This window comes from Streptomyces aquilus (assembly GCF_003955715.1).
Lineage (GTDB): Bacteria > Actinomycetota > Actinomycetes > Streptomycetales > Streptomycetaceae > Streptomyces > Streptomyces aquilus.
In genome coordinates, this window is sequence record NZ_CP034463.1 from 931787 (window position 1) to 947145 (window position 15359).

General features: G+C 73.9%; 17 protein-coding genes. 2 read left to right on the plus strand and 15 right to left on the minus strand.

Going from position 1 to position 15359, the window contains the following annotated elements; all coding sequences use genetic code 11:
* Positions 1-56: 56 nt before the first annotated feature.
* The 3 genes from EJC51_RS04430 to EJC51_RS04440 form a co-directional block, all read right to left on the minus strand.
* A complete protein-coding gene (locus EJC51_RS04430; RefSeq protein WP_126269789.1) occupies positions 57-647 on the minus strand; it encodes an Rv1733c family protein in 591 nt (196 codons plus the stop codon).
* Between the two features lie 142 nt (positions 648-789).
* The gene (locus tag EJC51_RS04435) at positions 790-1842 is read right to left on the minus strand and encodes an Acg family FMN-binding oxidoreductase (protein WP_126269790.1); all 1053 of its coding nucleotides are present in this window, start codon (positions 1840-1842) and stop codon (positions 790-792) included.
* A gap of 156 nt (positions 1843-1998) precedes the next feature.
* Entirely contained in the window at positions 1999-2904 is a 906-nt protein-coding gene (locus tag EJC51_RS04440) for a universal stress protein (RefSeq protein ID WP_126269791.1), read from the minus strand.
* A gap of 344 nt (positions 2905-3248) precedes the next feature.
* On the opposite strand from EJC51_RS04440, the gene EJC51_RS04445 reads away from it, so the two are divergent.
* Positions 3249-4244: an Acg family FMN-binding oxidoreductase gene (locus tag EJC51_RS04445; protein WP_126269792.1), complete on the plus strand. Its 996-nt coding sequence runs from the start codon at positions 3249-3251 to the stop codon at positions 4242-4244.
* A 54-nt stretch (positions 4245-4298) separates the two neighbouring features.
* On the opposite strand, the gene EJC51_RS04450 is transcribed toward EJC51_RS04445, so the two are convergent.
* The 3 genes from EJC51_RS04450 to EJC51_RS04460 all read right to left on the minus strand — a co-directional run bounded on the left by EJC51_RS04450 (position 4299) and on the right by EJC51_RS04460 (position 6832).
* The gene (locus tag EJC51_RS04450) at positions 4299-5294 is read right to left on the minus strand and encodes an Acg family FMN-binding oxidoreductase (protein WP_126269793.1); all 996 of its coding nucleotides are present in this window, start codon (positions 5292-5294) and stop codon (positions 4299-4301) included.
* A gap of 98 nt (positions 5295-5392) precedes the next feature.
* Complete coding sequence (locus tag EJC51_RS04455) at positions 5393-6262, minus strand: CBS domain-containing protein (RefSeq protein WP_126269794.1); 870 nt, start codon at positions 6260-6262, stop codon at positions 5393-5395.
* Positions 6263-6424: 162 nt separating this feature from the next.
* A complete protein-coding gene (locus EJC51_RS04460) occupies positions 6425-6832 on the minus strand; it encodes a hypothetical protein (protein ID WP_126269795.1) in 408 nt (135 codons plus the stop codon).
* 160 nt (positions 6833-6992) lie between these two features.
* Between EJC51_RS04460 and EJC51_RS04465 the strand changes: the two genes are divergently transcribed.
* Positions 6993-7430: a universal stress protein gene (locus EJC51_RS04465; RefSeq protein WP_126269796.1), complete on the plus strand. Its 438-nt coding sequence runs from the start codon at positions 6993-6995 to the stop codon at positions 7428-7430.
* A 166-nt stretch (positions 7431-7596) separates the two neighbouring features.
* Here the strand turns inward: EJC51_RS04465 and EJC51_RS04470 are convergent, their stop codons facing one another.
* Genes EJC51_RS04470 through EJC51_RS04510 form a run of 9 tightly spaced genes read right to left on the minus strand, consistent with a single transcriptional unit; the run spans position 7597 to position 15335 of the window.
* Complete coding sequence (locus EJC51_RS04470; protein ID WP_126269797.1) at positions 7597-8217, minus strand: V-type ATP synthase subunit D; 621 nt, start codon at positions 8215-8217, stop codon at positions 7597-7599.
* 4 nt (positions 8218-8221) lie between these two features.
* A complete protein-coding gene (locus EJC51_RS04475; protein WP_126269798.1) occupies positions 8222-9616 on the minus strand; it encodes a V-type ATP synthase subunit B in 1395 nt (464 codons plus the stop codon).
* Complete coding sequence (locus EJC51_RS04480) at positions 9613-11361, minus strand: V-type ATP synthase subunit A (protein ID WP_126269799.1); 1749 nt, start codon at positions 11359-11361, stop codon at positions 9613-9615. The genes EJC51_RS04475 and EJC51_RS04480 overlap by 4 nt, the downstream gene beginning before the upstream one ends.
* On the minus strand, positions 11349-11876 hold the full coding sequence (locus tag EJC51_RS04485) for a V-type ATP synthase subunit E family protein (RefSeq protein WP_126269800.1): 528 nt from the start codon (positions 11874-11876) through the stop codon (positions 11349-11351). Before EJC51_RS04485 ends, EJC51_RS04480 begins: the two co-directional genes overlap by 13 nt.
* Positions 11873-12094 (minus strand): V-type proton ATPase subunit F family protein, encoded by a 222-nt coding sequence (locus tag EJC51_RS04490; RefSeq protein WP_207924915.1) that lies wholly within the window; start codon positions 12092-12094, stop codon positions 11873-11875. The genes EJC51_RS04485 and EJC51_RS04490 overlap by 4 nt, the downstream gene beginning before the upstream one ends.
* Before the next feature lie 2 nt (positions 12095-12096).
* A complete protein-coding gene (locus tag EJC51_RS04495; protein ID WP_126269802.1) occupies positions 12097-12522 on the minus strand; it encodes an ATP synthase subunit C in 426 nt (141 codons plus the stop codon).
* Positions 12519-13958 (minus strand): V-type ATPase 116kDa subunit family protein, encoded by a 1440-nt coding sequence (locus tag EJC51_RS04500; RefSeq protein WP_208870685.1) that lies wholly within the window; start codon positions 13956-13958, stop codon positions 12519-12521. Before EJC51_RS04500 ends, EJC51_RS04495 begins: the two co-directional genes overlap by 4 nt.
* Entirely contained in the window at positions 13942-14868 is a 927-nt protein-coding gene (locus tag EJC51_RS04505; RefSeq protein ID WP_126269803.1) for a V-type ATPase subunit, read from the minus strand. The genes EJC51_RS04500 and EJC51_RS04505 overlap by 17 nt, the downstream gene beginning before the upstream one ends.
* Positions 14841-15335, minus strand: a complete 495-nt coding sequence (locus EJC51_RS04510; RefSeq protein ID WP_126269804.1) for a hypothetical protein — start codon at positions 15333-15335, stop codon at positions 14841-14843. Before EJC51_RS04510 ends, EJC51_RS04505 begins: the two co-directional genes overlap by 28 nt.
* Between the last annotated feature and the right edge of the window lie 24 nt (positions 15336-15359).

Sequence of the window (15359 nt, forward strand, 5' to 3'; positions counted from 1 at the left end):
GGTCGGTGACTGCCGCGGGTCGACGGATCTGTTGAGGGGCGGTGACCTGCCGCGGGTCAACCGGTCTTGTGACCCCACTGCGGGCCGACCTTCGCCCACTCCGAGTCCCACTGCGCCATGCGCCGCCGGTCCACACGCTCGTGGAGGACCCAGCCCAGGGGCAGGGCGACCACGCACACGAACACCGCGGTCGCGGCCCCCAGTACGACGCCCTGGAGCTCGGCCTCTTCGTCGCTCACCGGCGCAGGGGCGAGGTTGCCGTGCCGGTCCAGCCATATCCGGGTCACGCTGCCGGCCTTGATGCCGGGCTCGACCCGGGCCAGCCCCGTACGGGACGATCCGTCGGCAGCCGTCCAGCGCACCTTGGCCCAGGCGTAGTCGTCCGAAGAGGTTGCCTTGACGGCCTCGTCGGAGGCGTCCTGGGTGAGCACGGCCGAGACGGGGTGGCGCTGCGCCCGCCGGTCGTCGAGGCTCTGCTCCACCCCGTGGGCGGTCACCATGCCGACGACGGCTCCCCCCGCGGCGGCCAAGCACCACAGCCCGAGCAGCAGCCAAGCCTCGACCACGTCGGTGCGGCGCCTGAGCGGGTTGGACCGCCACCGCCACAGCCGTACCTTCCGCGCCTTCCTGTGAACCGTGCGTGTCATCGTCCGACACCTCCTGGCGGGCGAGCCGCAGCCCGAAAGCCGCTCCTACCGCCAATGTCCCGGGTCGGCGCCGGGCGGGGCAGGGGCCGATGGGGTGTCCGCCAGGGACCTCCGGGTCCGTTCGGCACCCGACCGGCCCGGTTCACGACGCGGGTGCGGAGACGGTCGCCACCGGGCCGGATCGGCTCGCGTGCAGCACGGTGGCAGCGGGTCGGCGCGGTGAGGCCGAGACCTGCGTGGTGTGTCCCAGGCGCAGGATCATCTGCGGAAACCGGTCTCCGGTGAGGCGTGCCTGCAACTCCGGACGCAACTCCGGCAGTTCGAGCGGCTGGGTGTGGAAAGCCGCCGTGACATCGTGGCTCGCGGCGTACAGCAGGACCCGCTGCAGGGCCTGGCCGGCCCGCAGCCAGTCCAGCCGGGTGTCGTGCGGGGTGCTCAGCACCACGACGGTGCCCGTCCGGGCCGTCCATCGCCGGGCCCGGCCCTCGCACTGCCCGACCAGGCCCGTGTAGTCCCGCCCGGCGAGCAGCGAACCGTCCGGCGGGAGGCGGCACGCGTCGGGGGACACCCGCTCCCACCAGTCCCGCCGGGCGTGCCCGGACCAGCCGGAGACCTCCGAGGCATGACCGGGGTCGGCGCGGTGCACGGACTCCGCCGCCCGCACCCATTGCGCCAGCATGCGCAGCTTCTCCGGATTGTCGACCGTGTGCAGCAGCGCGCCTTCCGCGCGGGCCTGGTCGCGCAGCTCCTCCATCAGCGACCACGACACGGGTGTGGGTGCGAACAGCCCCCGGTGCGTGTGCCGGCGGGACAGCGCGCGCTCCATCTCCTTCGCCCGAGTGGTGGCCACGGCGTGCGCGCCCCAGGCCACATGGGCCAAGAACGCCGGCTGCGCGGGTACCGGAAGCGGCGTCACGACGGGGCGGAAGCCAAGGTTCCGCACGGCGACCCGCACATTGAAGAGGGCCGCCCCGCAGCTGATCACCAGCTCCCGGCCGGCCGGGTCGGTCAGGGGAAGCCGCCGCCCGCCGTCGGCGTGCACCTCGAACCCGTGGTCGCGCCCCTCGTCCACGAAGAACCAGGGCTGGGTGTTGTGGAGCGAGGGCGCCCGGGTGGCAGCGCGGGCGAGATGGAAGGCCGCCCGGCCGAGGAGGGCGTGCTCCGGGGGTGCGGAGGCTTCGTACGTCAGGGACATGGTGTGCCACCCTTCGGATGCCGTCCGCCTCCGGTGGCCCGGTCGAGGGGCCCGGCGCCTGACCCTCGACGCCTTGTGGAGACGTTCCTCGACAAGTCGGTGCGCACGGCGAGGCGTACGACTGCTGTCTGCGTTCGCCGCGGTCCGCGGACCGCGTCATGGGTGCGGGACGACGGCGACGGGGGCCGCGGAGTGATGCAGGACGGCATGTGTGACGGGGCCGATGTGCGCGCCGAACGGAGAGCGGCGGATGCGCCGGCCGACGACGACCAGGGACGCGTCACGGGAGGCGTCCATCAGGAAGTTGCCGGCCCGGCCCCAGTGTGACTCCTCGACGACCTCGACGGTGGGGTATTTCCGTCGCCACGGGAGCACGGTCTCGGTCAGGGCCTTGGCCTGCTGTGTGCTCAGCTCGCCGTGGTACTCCAGGTCCGCGGGGAGCCGGTAGGCGTAGTAGGGCGGCGGGTTCCAGCCGTGGACGACCCGCAGGGAGGTCTGCCGTCGGGCCGCGGCGTCGAAGGCGAACCCGATGACCGCCTCGTCGGGGCTGTCGGTGTCGAGTCCGAGCACGACGGGCCGGTACGGCGTCGTCACGGACGGCATGCCCGTCGGGTCGCTCGTGTGCTCGTCGGCCGCCTGTTCGCCGGCCCGGACGAGGACGACGGGACACTCGGCGTGGGCGACGACCGCAAGGCCGACGGATCCGATCATGAAGCCGCCGATGCCGCTGAGGCCACGGGATCCGAGGGCGAGGAGATCTGCCTCCTCGGCCAGGCCGGGGAGGACTTCGTAGGCACGGCCGACGATCTGCTCCGTGGTGACGTCGACACCGGGGTGTCGCGCGCGCAGGCCTGCCGCGGCCTCGCGAGGAATCCGTTCGACCCAGTGCTGGAAGGACTCCGCCCCCGGCGTCGGGGACTCCGCCATGGCCTCGGGCACCCCCTCCCACACATGGACCAGCCGCAAGGGTGACCCACGCAGCCGCGCCTCCCTCGCCGCCCAGTCGGCGGCGGCCCGGCTCTCCGACGAGCCGTCAAGGCCCACGATCAGGGTGCGGGGCATGATCTCCACCTCCCCATTCGGTCTGATGACTCCAGCGTCGCGGTCGCGGCATTCGGGGTGCAGGGGCCGCTCGTCCCCGAGCCGGGCCGACCGGCCCCACCGGGTCGGCGGAGCGGCGCAGACTTCGGTGCCGAAGCGATGAGACCGTCCTTCCAGGCACACCGCGGCACCGGGAGCGTCCTCGACGCGATCGTGCGGCACGGCCGGAGGGCGGACCTTCGCGGGCCGTCCGGTGCCTCTCGGGGCCGTACGGCCCCTGCACGGTCCCGTGCGGGAGCAGCACACTGGGCAGCGTCCGCAGCGAGCTCCGAGGGCTCCGGCCCACGGGGCGGGGAGGAGTTCCGATGCCGACCGCAGCCCTCGCTCCGCCGCCGCTGGAGACGCTGATCTCCGCCGCCGCGGCCGCGCCGTCGATTCACAACACTCAGCCCTGGCGGTTCCGGCTCGATCCGGACACCGCGACACTGGAGGTCCGGGCCGTGGCGGACCGTGCCCTGCGCCAGATCGATCCGACGGGCCGTGCCCTGCATGTCTCGGTCGGCTGCGCGGTCCTCAACCTCCGGGTGGCGGTGGCCCACTTCGGGCGGGAACCGGTGACACGCCTGCTGCCCAGGCCCGAGGAGCCGGATCTGCTGGCGGCCGTACGGCTCGGCGGCCGTGTGCGCAGCGGGACGGCTCACCAGCTGTACACAGCCCTGTGGCACCGGCACAGCAGCCGGTTCCCGTTCTCCGACCTGCCGCTGCCCACGTCGGTGCTGACCGAACTCGCCGAAGCCGCACACAGCGAGGGCGCGCAGCTGAGCCGCCCCGGTCCTGGCGAGACCGAGCGGTTGCTGCGGCTCACCCGGGATGCGGAACGGCGCACCACGGTGGACGCCGACAGGGCCGCTGAGAGCCGTCGCTGGGTGCATGAACCGACCGAGGCGTCCCTGGGGATACCGCCGGAGGCGCTGGGCCCGCAGGACATCCTGGAGCGTATGCCCATGCGGGACTTCGGCGCCCACCGGCACCCGTCCGTCCTGTCCGGCCGCCCTTTCGAGCAACGGCCGGCGATCGTCGTACTGTCGACCGCGCACGACCGCAGGACCGACTGGCTGCGTGCCGGACAGGCCCTCGAACGGGTTCTGCTGGTCGCCACCGCCCACGGGGTCCGGGCGTCCTTGCTGCACCAGGCGTTGGAGTGGCCGGATCTGCGCGAGCAGTCCGCATCGACGGCGGACGACCGCAGGGCCCACGCCCAGATGGTGATCCGCCTCGGCTACGGCCCCGAGGGCCCGGCCACGCCGCGGCGTTCGGCGCGGCAGATGGTGGACGAGGGGGCGCTGTCCGTGCACCGGTGAGGTGCGACGCGCCGCACCCCGGTCTCCCCAGCAGCTCCTCAGCCGCTTCTCGGCTCAGCTGACATCCAGGACGTCCCGCACCGGACGGCGGGGTGTGGCCGGGCCCCACGGACCGTAGCCGAGGCGCAACACCATCTGGACATGTCCCCGGCCCGTCACCGGATCGCGGGCGAGCGTGCGCAGGTCGGCGCTCTCCAGCGGATGCGAGGTGAGCGAACCGGCCAGGCCTGCCGACGTGGCCTCCAGCAGGACCCGTTCGAGGGCCTGCCCGGCACGCAGCCAGTCGACCGGCGTGTCCGCCCGCGTGGACAGCAGCGCCAGGTGCGGACTGCTCTCGAACGAGGTGGTGCCGCGGTCGGCCACCGGTCGCCGGCCGGCGAAGTCACGCAACGGTGCCCGGCCGTCCCGCTGATGCGGCCCGAAGGCGTACTCGGGAACGCCGTCGCGGGCGATGTCGGCCTCCGGACCGAGCCGGGTCCACCGGTCCAGGTCCTCCCGGCTTGCCGGGTCGAGGGCGTCGCGGCTCTCGGCGTCACGGACCAGTTCCAGAACGGTCTCGACATGCCAGGGCCCCGCGAACAGCAGCTCGGCCCCCTCCTGGGCGGCTGCCGCCCGGAGCGTCTCCCGCGTGTCCTCGGGAACGTCCTTCTCCTCGAAGGGGTAGCGGCTGGTGTGCCGTTCCCGGATCGCCGCATACAGCCGCTCCAGGTCGTCCTCCCCCGGTCCGGTCCCGGTGGCATCGGCCAGGTGGACGGCGGCCAGCGACTGCGGGTCGTCCGCATCCGGCAGCAACCGGACCCGCGGGGACAGGCCGGCGTGCACGGCGGCGACGCGCAGGTTGAACAACGCCGCCCCGCAGCCGATGTGCAGCGCCCGGTTGCCGGGGTCGGAGCGGGGCATGGCCCTGCCCAGGTCGGCCCTCAGCAGCAGGAGGCGTTCGCCGGTCACGAAGCGGAACCTCCAGGGCTGGGCGTTGTGCATCGACGGCGCGGTCGTCGCGTCGGCGATCAGCGAGGTCACTGTCCTCGTGTCCAGCTTCCGCATGGTCATCGCCACCTCTTCGGCCCCGGCGCGATCACGCACGGGCCTCAACGGGATCGCCCGGCCGAGCGGGCCGGGCCGTTCCTGGTCCCACCGCAGTGGGCTGCTCACGCGGTCGCGACGAGGTGGTCCTCCACCTCGACCACGTCCGCGATCTGGGCGACGGCTCCGATCAGTTGCGGGATCCGCGCCGCGTTCAGCGAACCGGCCAGGGTCACCGTGCCGTTCTCGACCTCGACGTGGACAGCGGCCGCGTCCAGGCCGAATCCGCCCTCGATCACGCGGGCGACCACCTCGGCCCGGATCGCCGCGTCGTCCCGGACGAGAGCCTGCAACAGCTCACTGCGGCTGACGACGCCCACCAGCCGGCCCTGGTAGTCCGTGACGAACAGCTGCCTGATCCGCGAGTGGGCGGCCGTGCGCGCCGCTTCCACCACCAGGGTCCCGGGTTGCACGGTGAGCGCCGGCGCGGTCATCAACGTGGCCGCCGTCTCGTCCCCGCCCCCGTGCGAGCAGCGGTGCAGCAGGCCGGCGAGCGCACCCGGGCGCTCGGCTGCGGCGAGAGAGGCCGCCTTCGCGAGCAGGTCGGACTCGGCGATCACACCGATCACGTGCCGCTCGCCATCGACCACGGGCGCGGCACCGGTCTGCCGCCTGGCCAGCATCCGGGCGATGTCCAGGAACGAGGTGTCGGCACGGATGCCGGTGACCGGCCGCTTCATGATGTCGCGCACCTGCAGATCCGTCACGGGGACGGAACCGTGTCCCGCGCGACCTGCCCTCCTGATGTGTGCCGGCCCGGCGGATGCTGTCGCGTCCTTCGTGGCGGCCCGTGCCGAGTGGGAGGCCATGGCCTGGAGGTAGCGCACCATCAGGTCGGCGCGATGGCCTTCGGCCGCCCTCGTGGCCCGGGTGGGCACCTCTCGCCGGGCTTCGACCGACGCGCTCCGGCGTTCCCGTGTCTCTCGTTCGTCCATGGCAGCCTCCCAGGGCGTGCGAGGGCTGGATGCTTCATCTCCACGGTCGCTCCGTACGGCCCGATCCTGGCAGGGCCGTACGGCCCCCTCTCCCGGGACGGGCAGCCCTCTGTGGGCAGAAGCGGCAGATCACCGGCGTGAGAATCATCAGACCGGACCCCGTCATCCGGCTGTCCGGGCATGACCGGGCTTCGCGACCGTCTCGCCCGTTTCCGGTCCACCGGCGTGCCCGGACCTGAGGTGGGCGGCGCCCGGCGAGGTGCTCCTGGACCTCGTACCGACTGGACCGACGGGCCCGACCAGCACGCCGGAGGGGTGAGTCCTGACGGACGGCCGCTCACCTCGCGCGCCTGCGGAACAGATGCCCGGCTGCCGGGCACGGCCGTACAGCCGGGCGCCGACCAGGTCCGAGGCAGGCATTCCGGTGATCTCCGCGACGCGGTGGGACGGGTAGTCGTCCAGCAGGCCGGCGGCCCGCTCGCGCAGGAACTCCTCGTCGGCCAGGCCGCCGGCGGTGGCGCGGCTGCCGGACGGCGAGCACGTCGAACGTCGCGGTGCCGGCGTCGTCACCGGCCGGTTCCGACGCCACCGACCGCGTCCTCGTGCTCGGGATCAGCGCCGGAACGCTCAAGGCTTGCCGAATGCCGCAGGCGTTCCCATGGCGGACGGCCCTGTGCTGCCGCAGGCTGGAGTGGGAGCAGCCTTCGGATCTGCGCGAGAGAAGGACAGCATGGAGGAAAACTCGCCCGCGCCACGTGTCGTGGTGGGTGTCGACGGGTCCTCGTCATCGTTCGACGCACTGCGCTGGGCGGTCCGGTACGCCAGGCTGATCGGCGGCCAAGTGGACGCGGTGACCGCTTGGGACATGCCCCATGGCTGGTCCGCGCCCGCCGTGGACGCCGACTTCGATCTCGAGAGCGCCCGGGACCGGCAGGCCCGGGAGATCAGGGACGCGCTCGACGAAGAAGCGGCGGCTTCCGTACGGGCACACCTGGTTCGCGGTGACACCTCCGACATCCTGTTCAGAGCTGCCGAGGGGGCGCAGGTCCTGGTCGTCGGCCGCCGGGGCCACGGCGGATTCGCGCGCACCGTGCTGGGCTCGATCAGCCACCGGGTGGCGCAGCACGCGCCCTGTCCCGTCGTCATCGTCCCTCCCGAGGAAGCGTGACCGGCCGGTCCGGAGTGGCGGAGCCCGCTGTGGCTGTGTGAGTCGTCGGGCCCGGACGCGATCGCACCGATGCCGGGACCGCCGGTGCGTCGATGGCCACGCCCGTGGCCGTGCCACCGGGCCACGCCGCGGAGCCGTCGGCGAACCCGCCGGTCCCTCGCCGCTGTCACATGCCGCCGCGGGACTCGGCCGCGGCCCATCGCCTGCGGACCGCATCCTCGTGTTCGCCCTGCTCCAGCACCAGGTCCGCGTGGGCCAGCGCCGTCTCCAGCCGGGGGATCCAGTGGCGCTGCAGAGCCCGTACCCGCCGGCCGGTGGCGAGGACTTCGGCCCCGACCGCGCGCGCCGCCGCACCGGCGGCGGCGTACGCGGCGGCCGCCCGCACGGCCTCCTGGTAGGCGGCCTCGGCATGAAGCAGTGCGGTGTTCGCGGGCACAAGCGCGTCCGGGTCCCGCGCCGGCAGTGCGCACGAGGCGGTACGGGGGTGTCGTACACCCATCGTGGACGTCCAGGCGATCTCCAGTTCTGCGGGACGTGTGCATTCCAGAGATGCGAGCGCCTCTTCGCCGCCGAGGAGCAGGCCGCGCCGCAGCCAGAGCTCTGCCTCCCGCAGTCGCTCGTGCCAGCGCTCCTGTGCGGTGTGCTCGGCGCGCAGCAGGTCCTCGTGGCGGGTGCGCAGGATGCGCAGCTTCTGGTCGAGCAGGCCGGCCCCGCGCCGGGCGACCTCCAGGCTGCGCCGCAGTCGCATCCGGCCGGCGCGGCCGGGCGGAACGCGCGGTTCTGGCATGGGCTCACCCACCCTCCGGTACTCGGCGGGCGTCCAGGAACTCGGCCGGCAGCATGGCCAGTTGACTGCGCGGCAGGGTGAGCAGCACCCGCCAGGCGCGCTCCAGCGTCTGCTCCAGCGTGCGCAGTTCGCCCTGTCCCTGGTCCACAAGGCCGCGGGCGAACGCCTCGTCGAAATCCAGGTAGCAGCGGTCGGTGCTGCTGAGTGCCGCCTGCCCGACGAGGTCGGCGAGTTCCTTGACCTGGCGCGCGCGTGCCAGCGCGGAGAGGATCTGGGCCGCGACGTCGAGGTGGTCGTCGCGGGTGCGACCGGGGCCCGCCCCCTTGCGCATCAGGCGGGACAGCGAGGACAGCGCGTCCACCGGCGGATAGACGCCCTTGGCGTGCATCTGGCGGGACAGCACGATCTGGCCCTCCGTGATGTACCCGGTGAGGTCCGGCACGGGATGGGTGATGTCACCCGCGGGCATGGTGAGCACGGGGAGCACGGTGACGGATCCCGGCAGGCCGCGAATGCGCCCGCAACGCTCGTACAGGGATGCGAGGTCGCTGTAGAGGTAGCCGGGGTAGGCCCGGCGAGCCGGGATCTCACCGCGGGCCGCGGAGACCTCACGCAGCGCCTCGGCGTAGCTCGTCATGTCCGTCATCACCACGAGGACGTGCCGGCCCTCGGTGAAGGCGAGCTGTTCGGCGACGGTGAGCGCGATGCGCGGGGTGAGGAGGCGCTCGATCACGGGATCGTCGGCGGTGTTGAGCAGGAGGACCAGTTCGTCGGCGGCGGAACGCTCCTCCAGCGCGTCGCGGACGAAGCGAGCGTCCGCGTGGGTCACTCCCATCGCGGCGAAGACCACACAGAAGGGCTCCCCTCCGGCCGTCGACTGAGCGGCGATCTGCGCGGCCAGCTCCAGGTGGGGAAGGCCCGCCGCCGAGAACACCGGGAGCTTTTGGCCCCGTACGAGCGTGGTGAGCGCGTCGATGGTGCTGACGCCGGTCAGAACCGGTTCGGCGGGCGGTTCGCGGCGCACCGGGTTGACAGGGTTGCCGCCGACCGCCACGGTCGACTCGCCGAAGACGGGCGGTCCCGCGTCGAGCGGCTCACCACGGCCGTTGCACACCCGGCCCAGCCAGCCGGGGCCCACCGGGATGCGCAGCGGCGACCCGGTGAAGGCGGCGCGCAGCCGAGCCGGGTCCAGGCCCGCGGTGTCCTCCAGCACCTGCACCACGGCCGTGCCACGGTCCACTTCCAGCACGAGACCGTGGCGTCGCTCGCCCGAGTCGGGGGTGAGCAGCACGAACTCGTCCCAGCCGACGCCCTCGACCTTGTCGACGACCGCGAGCGGACCGCGCAGTTCACGCACCGAGGTGTACTCGACGCGGCCCCAGTCCGGTGTGCCGTTCACGGCGCCTCCCCGAGCCTGGCGAGCATGGTCTCGCGCAGGGCGTCCACAGTCGCCGCGTCGTGCGGTCCCGCCTCCTCGCGGGCCCGCAGCACGGGCGAGAAGTCGACTTCCTCGATGCGTGCCGCGGGCACGCCGGCGTCGGCCAGTTCGCGACAGCGGGCGACGACCGCCAGCACCGCCTCGGCCAGCGCCGCGGTCTTCTCCTCGCCGCTGTAGGCGTCCCGGTCGGACAGGGCGCTCTGCTGCAGCACGCCTTCGCGCACCAGCCGTCCGCCCAGGACGCTGACGCGCTCCTGGTCGGGCAACGCCGTGATACCGAGCAGATCCACGAGGTCGGCGAGCCGGTCGGCCTCGGCGAGCAGGCCGGCCACCCGGGACCGCCGTGCGGACCGGCCCGAGGTGTCCGTGGCGGCGTGCCGGGCGTCGAGCGCCTCGGCATCCCGGGAGAACGACTCGGCCCAGGAGACGGCCGGGTAGTGGCGGGCGTAGGCGAGGTCCCGGTCGAGGGTCCACAGACATCGCACGAAGCGCTGCGTGTGGGCGGTGACCGGCTCCGCCATGTCGCCGCCGGGCGGGGAGACCGCGCCGATCACGGTGACCGAGCCGGTGCGGCCGCCGAGTGTGGTCACCGCCCCGGCCCGCTCGTAGAACGCCGCGATCGCCGAGGCCAGGCCCGCCGGATAGCCCTCCTCCGCGGGCAGCGCCCCGGTGCGGGAGGCGAACTCGCGCAGCGCCTCGGCCCAGCGGGAGGTCGAGTCGGCGATGACGACCACGTCCAGGCCCATGTCGCGGAAGTACTCGGCGACCGTGACGCCGGTGTAGACGCTGGCCTCCCTCGCCATCATCGGCATGTTGGAGGTGTTGGCGACGATCACGGTCCGGTCGGCGAGGCGGCCGCCGGTGCGCGGGTCCGTCAGTGCCGTGAACTCGTCGATGACGTCGGCCATCTCGTTGCCGCGTTCACCGCAGCCGACGTAGACGATGACGTCCGCGTCGCACCACTTGGCGATCTGCTGCAGCAGCACGGTCTTGCCGGTTCCGAAGCCGCCCGGTACGGCGACGGTGCTGCCCAGCGCGACCGGGAAGAGCAGGTCGATGGCCCGCTGGCCGGAGTGCAGTGCCCGGCCGGCGGCCAGGCGCTCGCGGACCGGGCGGGGTGTGCGCACGGGCCAGTGGCTCACCATCCGGATCGGGGTACCCGTCACCGTCGCGAGGACGGCGTCCTCCGCTTGTGGGCCCGCCCTGGCGATCCCCTGCACCGGTCCTGTGCAGCCGGGTGGCACGAGCACCCGCAGCGGCACCGGCCCCGCGTCCCGGATCTCACCGAGGACGTCTCCCGGCGCGACGCCGTCGCCCTCCGCCACTTTCGGCGCGAACTCCCGCATGGGCCGGGGCCCGTCTCCCTCGGCGCCGCCGGCACCGGGCTTCAGCCAGGCGCCCGCCGCCGACAGCGGGCGCAGCAGTCCGTCGAAGATCCCGCCCAGCAGGCCGGGGCCCAGAGCCGCCGAGAGCGGCCTGTGCAGTGGGCGCACCGGCATGCCGGGGGCGAGACCGCCGGTGTACTCGTACGCCTGCACGGTGACGACGGTGTCACGGATCGCGACGACCTCCCCGGGCAGTCCTGTCTGGCCCAGGGCGACCAAGTCGTACATGGCGGTACCGGTCATGCCTTCGGCCTCGACGAGCGGTCCGGTGACCCGCAGGATGCGTCCGGTGTCGTGCGGGGCGTGCGTCAGGGTGCCCACAGCTCCTCCATCTCCGTGCCGATCCGGTCGAGGGCCCGGTGCGCGAACGAGGCCAGACTGCAGTCGATCCGGCGGCCCGGGGCTTCGCCGATGACACCTCCGCCCGGGGCCTCGGTGATCCGGGCACCCGGCCCCACCAACCGCCTCACGCACGTCGCCAGTTGCTCGCGCACGCGCGGGTAGGCCTCGGTGCCGCGCAGTTCCTCGACGCCCCGCACGACCTGTCGGCGCAGTTCCTCCCAGCACTCCCGGCGGGCGGCGAGCTCCTGGGTGCGGGCAGCCCGGCGAGATCGGGCGCGTATCGCGCGGCGGGCGGCCGCGGCGTCGGACGTGCCCTGCCCGCGGGCCTCGGCGAGGATCTCCGCGGCACGGTTCTCGGCGTTCTCGAGCACGCCGGCGGCGTCCGCGGCCGCCGCGGCCAGTACGGCCTCGGCGTCGGCCCTGGCGTCCCGGAGCAGCCGGTTTCGTACGGGTTCGAGTGCCGCCGTGGTTCCGGCGGGCGTCGAGGTCCTCATGGTGGCATCACCGCGGTGAGCGGATCCTCTGCGTCGAGCGGTCCCGGGCCGAGGGCGGCGGCCGCGGCAGGGGTGACGATGACGAGCCCCACCTCCGGAGGGAGCCCGCGCCAGGCGGCCCGCACGGCCTCCGGGTCCTCCGCGGGGAACGTGACGACGCCGGCTGTCGCCAGCCCGACGACGCGCAGCCGTTCCCCGATGGCCGCGATGTGCGTCATGGTCAACTCTTTCCGATCAGGATGATGGCGACGACCAGGCCGTAAATGGCGATGCCCTCGGCCAGGCCGACGATGACCATGGCCCGGCCGAACAGTTCGGGCCGTTCACTCATCGCTGCCAGGGCCGCGGCTCCCGTGTAGGCGACGGCGATCGCCGCGCCGATCGAGGCGCCGGCGACCGCGATGGCGGCGCCGATGAGGGCCGCCGAGTTCGAGCCGGAGCTCTGGGCGGCCGCGGCCGTGGCCGCGTCCGCCTGCGCCGAACCGCCACTCAGCGCGACCAGCAGAAGCGCCAGGGCTCCCGCGAACAGTGCCGCGTCCGCCGCGAGGATCGACCGGAGCACGGCCTTGCCGCGGCGCCGCAGCAGTCGGCGAGTGGCGGCGAAGGCCGCGACCAGTACTGGCAGTGCGATCAGCCAGGCGATCATGTCGTCACCTCCGTGCTGTGCGATGTGAGCACGTGCGCGTGCTCGGTCTGCGTGGGTACGTGCCAGGGGCGGAAGGGCCGCCCCTCGGTGTCGAAAACACGGGAGAACAGCTCGTAGAACTCCAGGCGCAGGGCCTGTACGCCGACCACCAGCGCCTCCAGGGCGAAGGCGAGCGCGTTGCCGAGGACGAAGAGGAGCGCCGCGCCGACCACCGCGAGGGTTCCGGATCCGGCCAGGGCCGTGGTGCCCTGCCAGACGATGGCGCCCAGGGCGGCGTGCGTCAGTCCGAACGCGGCCAGCCGGGTGAAGGAGACCGTGTTGGAGCCGATCCGGACCAGCACGTCGAAGAGCTGGACGCCGGTCTGCAGGGCGCCCGAGGCGCCCCCTCCCGACGCCGCGAACAGGCCCGTACCGGCCAGCGCCAGCCCGGCGAGCGCGATCAGCGAACCGCTCACCGCGAACGCCGGGGCGTGCAGGGCGACCCCGGCCGCCAGCACCGCGAGGCCGAGGAAGACCGTCGCCCCGGCGATGCCGGACGCCGCGTACAGCGCCCGGCTCGGGCCGCCCTCCCGCCACCGGTTGACGATGCCCGCCGCGTAGGCCAGGGCCAGCAGGACCGCGCCCAGCGCGATGGCGCTGCCCAGCAGTCGCATGGGCGAATCCAGGGGGTTGAGCCACAGGACCGGCAGCACTCCGGTGGGACCGAAGAACTCCCCGTAGGCGACGCCGGCCGACATGCTCGTCGCGCCCGCGCCGACCAGAAAGGGCCACAGCGGGCGCAGGGACGCCCATCGGCGCGGTCGGCCGGAGCGCAGCAGCAGCGCTCCGACGAGCAGCAGGACGCCGTGGCCCGCGTCACCGAACATCATCCCGAACATGACGACGTAGGCGATGCCCGCGGGCACGGTGGGATCGACGTCGGCGTACGGCACGGTTCCGTAGGTGCGCACGAGCGGCACCAGGGAGCGTCGTACCGTGCCGGAGTCGTACAGCCGGGTCGGCGGGTCGACTCCCCGCGGTGCCCGCAGCGGCACCACGGCGCCCCCGATGTCCGCCAGACGGCCGCCGAGCCGGGGCACCTCGGTCGCGGGGCACCATCCGGCGAGCGCGGCCACGGGGTCGTGCCGCACTGCCGCGTCCCGGTACGTCTCCAGCTGTGCCTCGCCGGCCAGCAGGTCGGCTCGGCCCTCCCGCTGGAGTGCGTCGAGATCGGGCTCCGCGGTGGACAGCAGGGGGCGGGCGAGTCCTGCCCCGAGCGACTGCAGCCGTCGGGCGGCCGGCCCCAGCGTTCCGTGCCCGGCGCCGTCGGGGCGGTCCAGTTCGACGCAGCCCGTGTCGGCGATGCGCACCAGGGCGTCTCTCAGGGCGTCGCGCGGGGCGACCACGGCCACCCGCTGCATACGGGCCGGCGTCAAGGAGTCAGCCCACGAGTTCATCGAAGACCTCCCGTGCCAGGCCGCCGTGCGCGGCGCACTCCAGACCGGCGCGGACCCGCCAGGCGTCGGTGCTCAGCACCGCGGCCGCACCGACGACCGGCGACACGTCGAAGCGTGCCCCGCTCAGCATGGACAAGGCGTCGCGTTCGACCGTCGGCCACCAGCGGGCCTCGGCGCGCCACAGGTCCTCCGGCCGTTCGACACCTGCCAGCGCCCAGCGGGCCGCCGGCGACAACCGGGTGCGGAAGTCGCCGAAGGACGGGGCACGTACGGCTGCCGTACCGAGCAGCCGCACGGCGTCCCGCGTGGCCGCCCCGGTCAGGCGACGGCTCATCAAGTAGACCTCCCGGGCCACCAGCAGCGCGGCGTCTCCCGCCGCCCACCGCGCGGCCGGCGGAAGGTTCGCCGCGGTGCGGGCGGCCGCCGACAGGCACATCCCGGTGATCACCGCCGCCGGGGTCTCGGCCCCGGGATCGCCCCACTGCGAGGAAGCCAGCACGGCCCGCACCTCGGCCGGGGAGGTGGCTCGGGACAGTCGCGGCCAGGCCGTCGACAACGCCCCCAGCCGGTACGGCGGAGGCTGCGGCGAGCCGGCCAGGGCCCGTAGACGGTTGCGGGTGTTCGCGATCTCGAAACCCGATGCCAACAGGCGTACGGCGGCGGCACCGGGCCGTGGCTGCCAACCGGCCAGGACCCGCAGCTGCCACACCAGGGCGTCGAAGACCGCCCGCTGTGCCGCGGCGGCCTCGGCCTCCACATCGAGTCCGCGCCGGTACGGAGTGCTCGCCAGCACACGCAGGGAATCGGACAGGCTCGTCGCGGTCGCCAGAGCACGCGCGGTGTCGGGCCCGGCGCGCCCGGCGGCCATGGCCCGGGCCCGGGTCACTCCTGCGACCCATCCCGCACCCATGACGCCTCCTGACGTGCTCCGGGCGGCTCCGCCTCCGCGAGAGCGCTGAGTTCGTCGGCCACCTCGGCCACCAGGCGCGCCGCCAGGTCCGGAGTGCGCGCACGGGCCCGCTCCCGCAGTGCCTCCACGGCGCGCCGCGCGGCGCTCTCCGCGCGGGCGGCCTCGGTGAGGGCCTCGTCCCTGCCCCGGGCCGCGGTCTCGCTCCGCACGTCCAGGGCACGCGCCCGCGCCGCCCGCACGGTCCGGTCGGCCCGCTCCGCCGCGGCCGCACGGCGTGCCGCGGCATCGCGGGTGGCGGCCTCACGTATCGCCGCGGCCTCACGGGCGGTGTCGTCCAGCAAGGTCAGCGGAGGCTCCAGCTCGGCCGCCAGCTCGGCGGACCGATCGGCGGGTACGGCCCCACCGACCGCCGGACCAGGCGAACCGGCCGGCCGGAAACGCGCGAGGAACTCGCGAAAGCCAGGCATGAAGACCTCCCGGACCGAATTCCG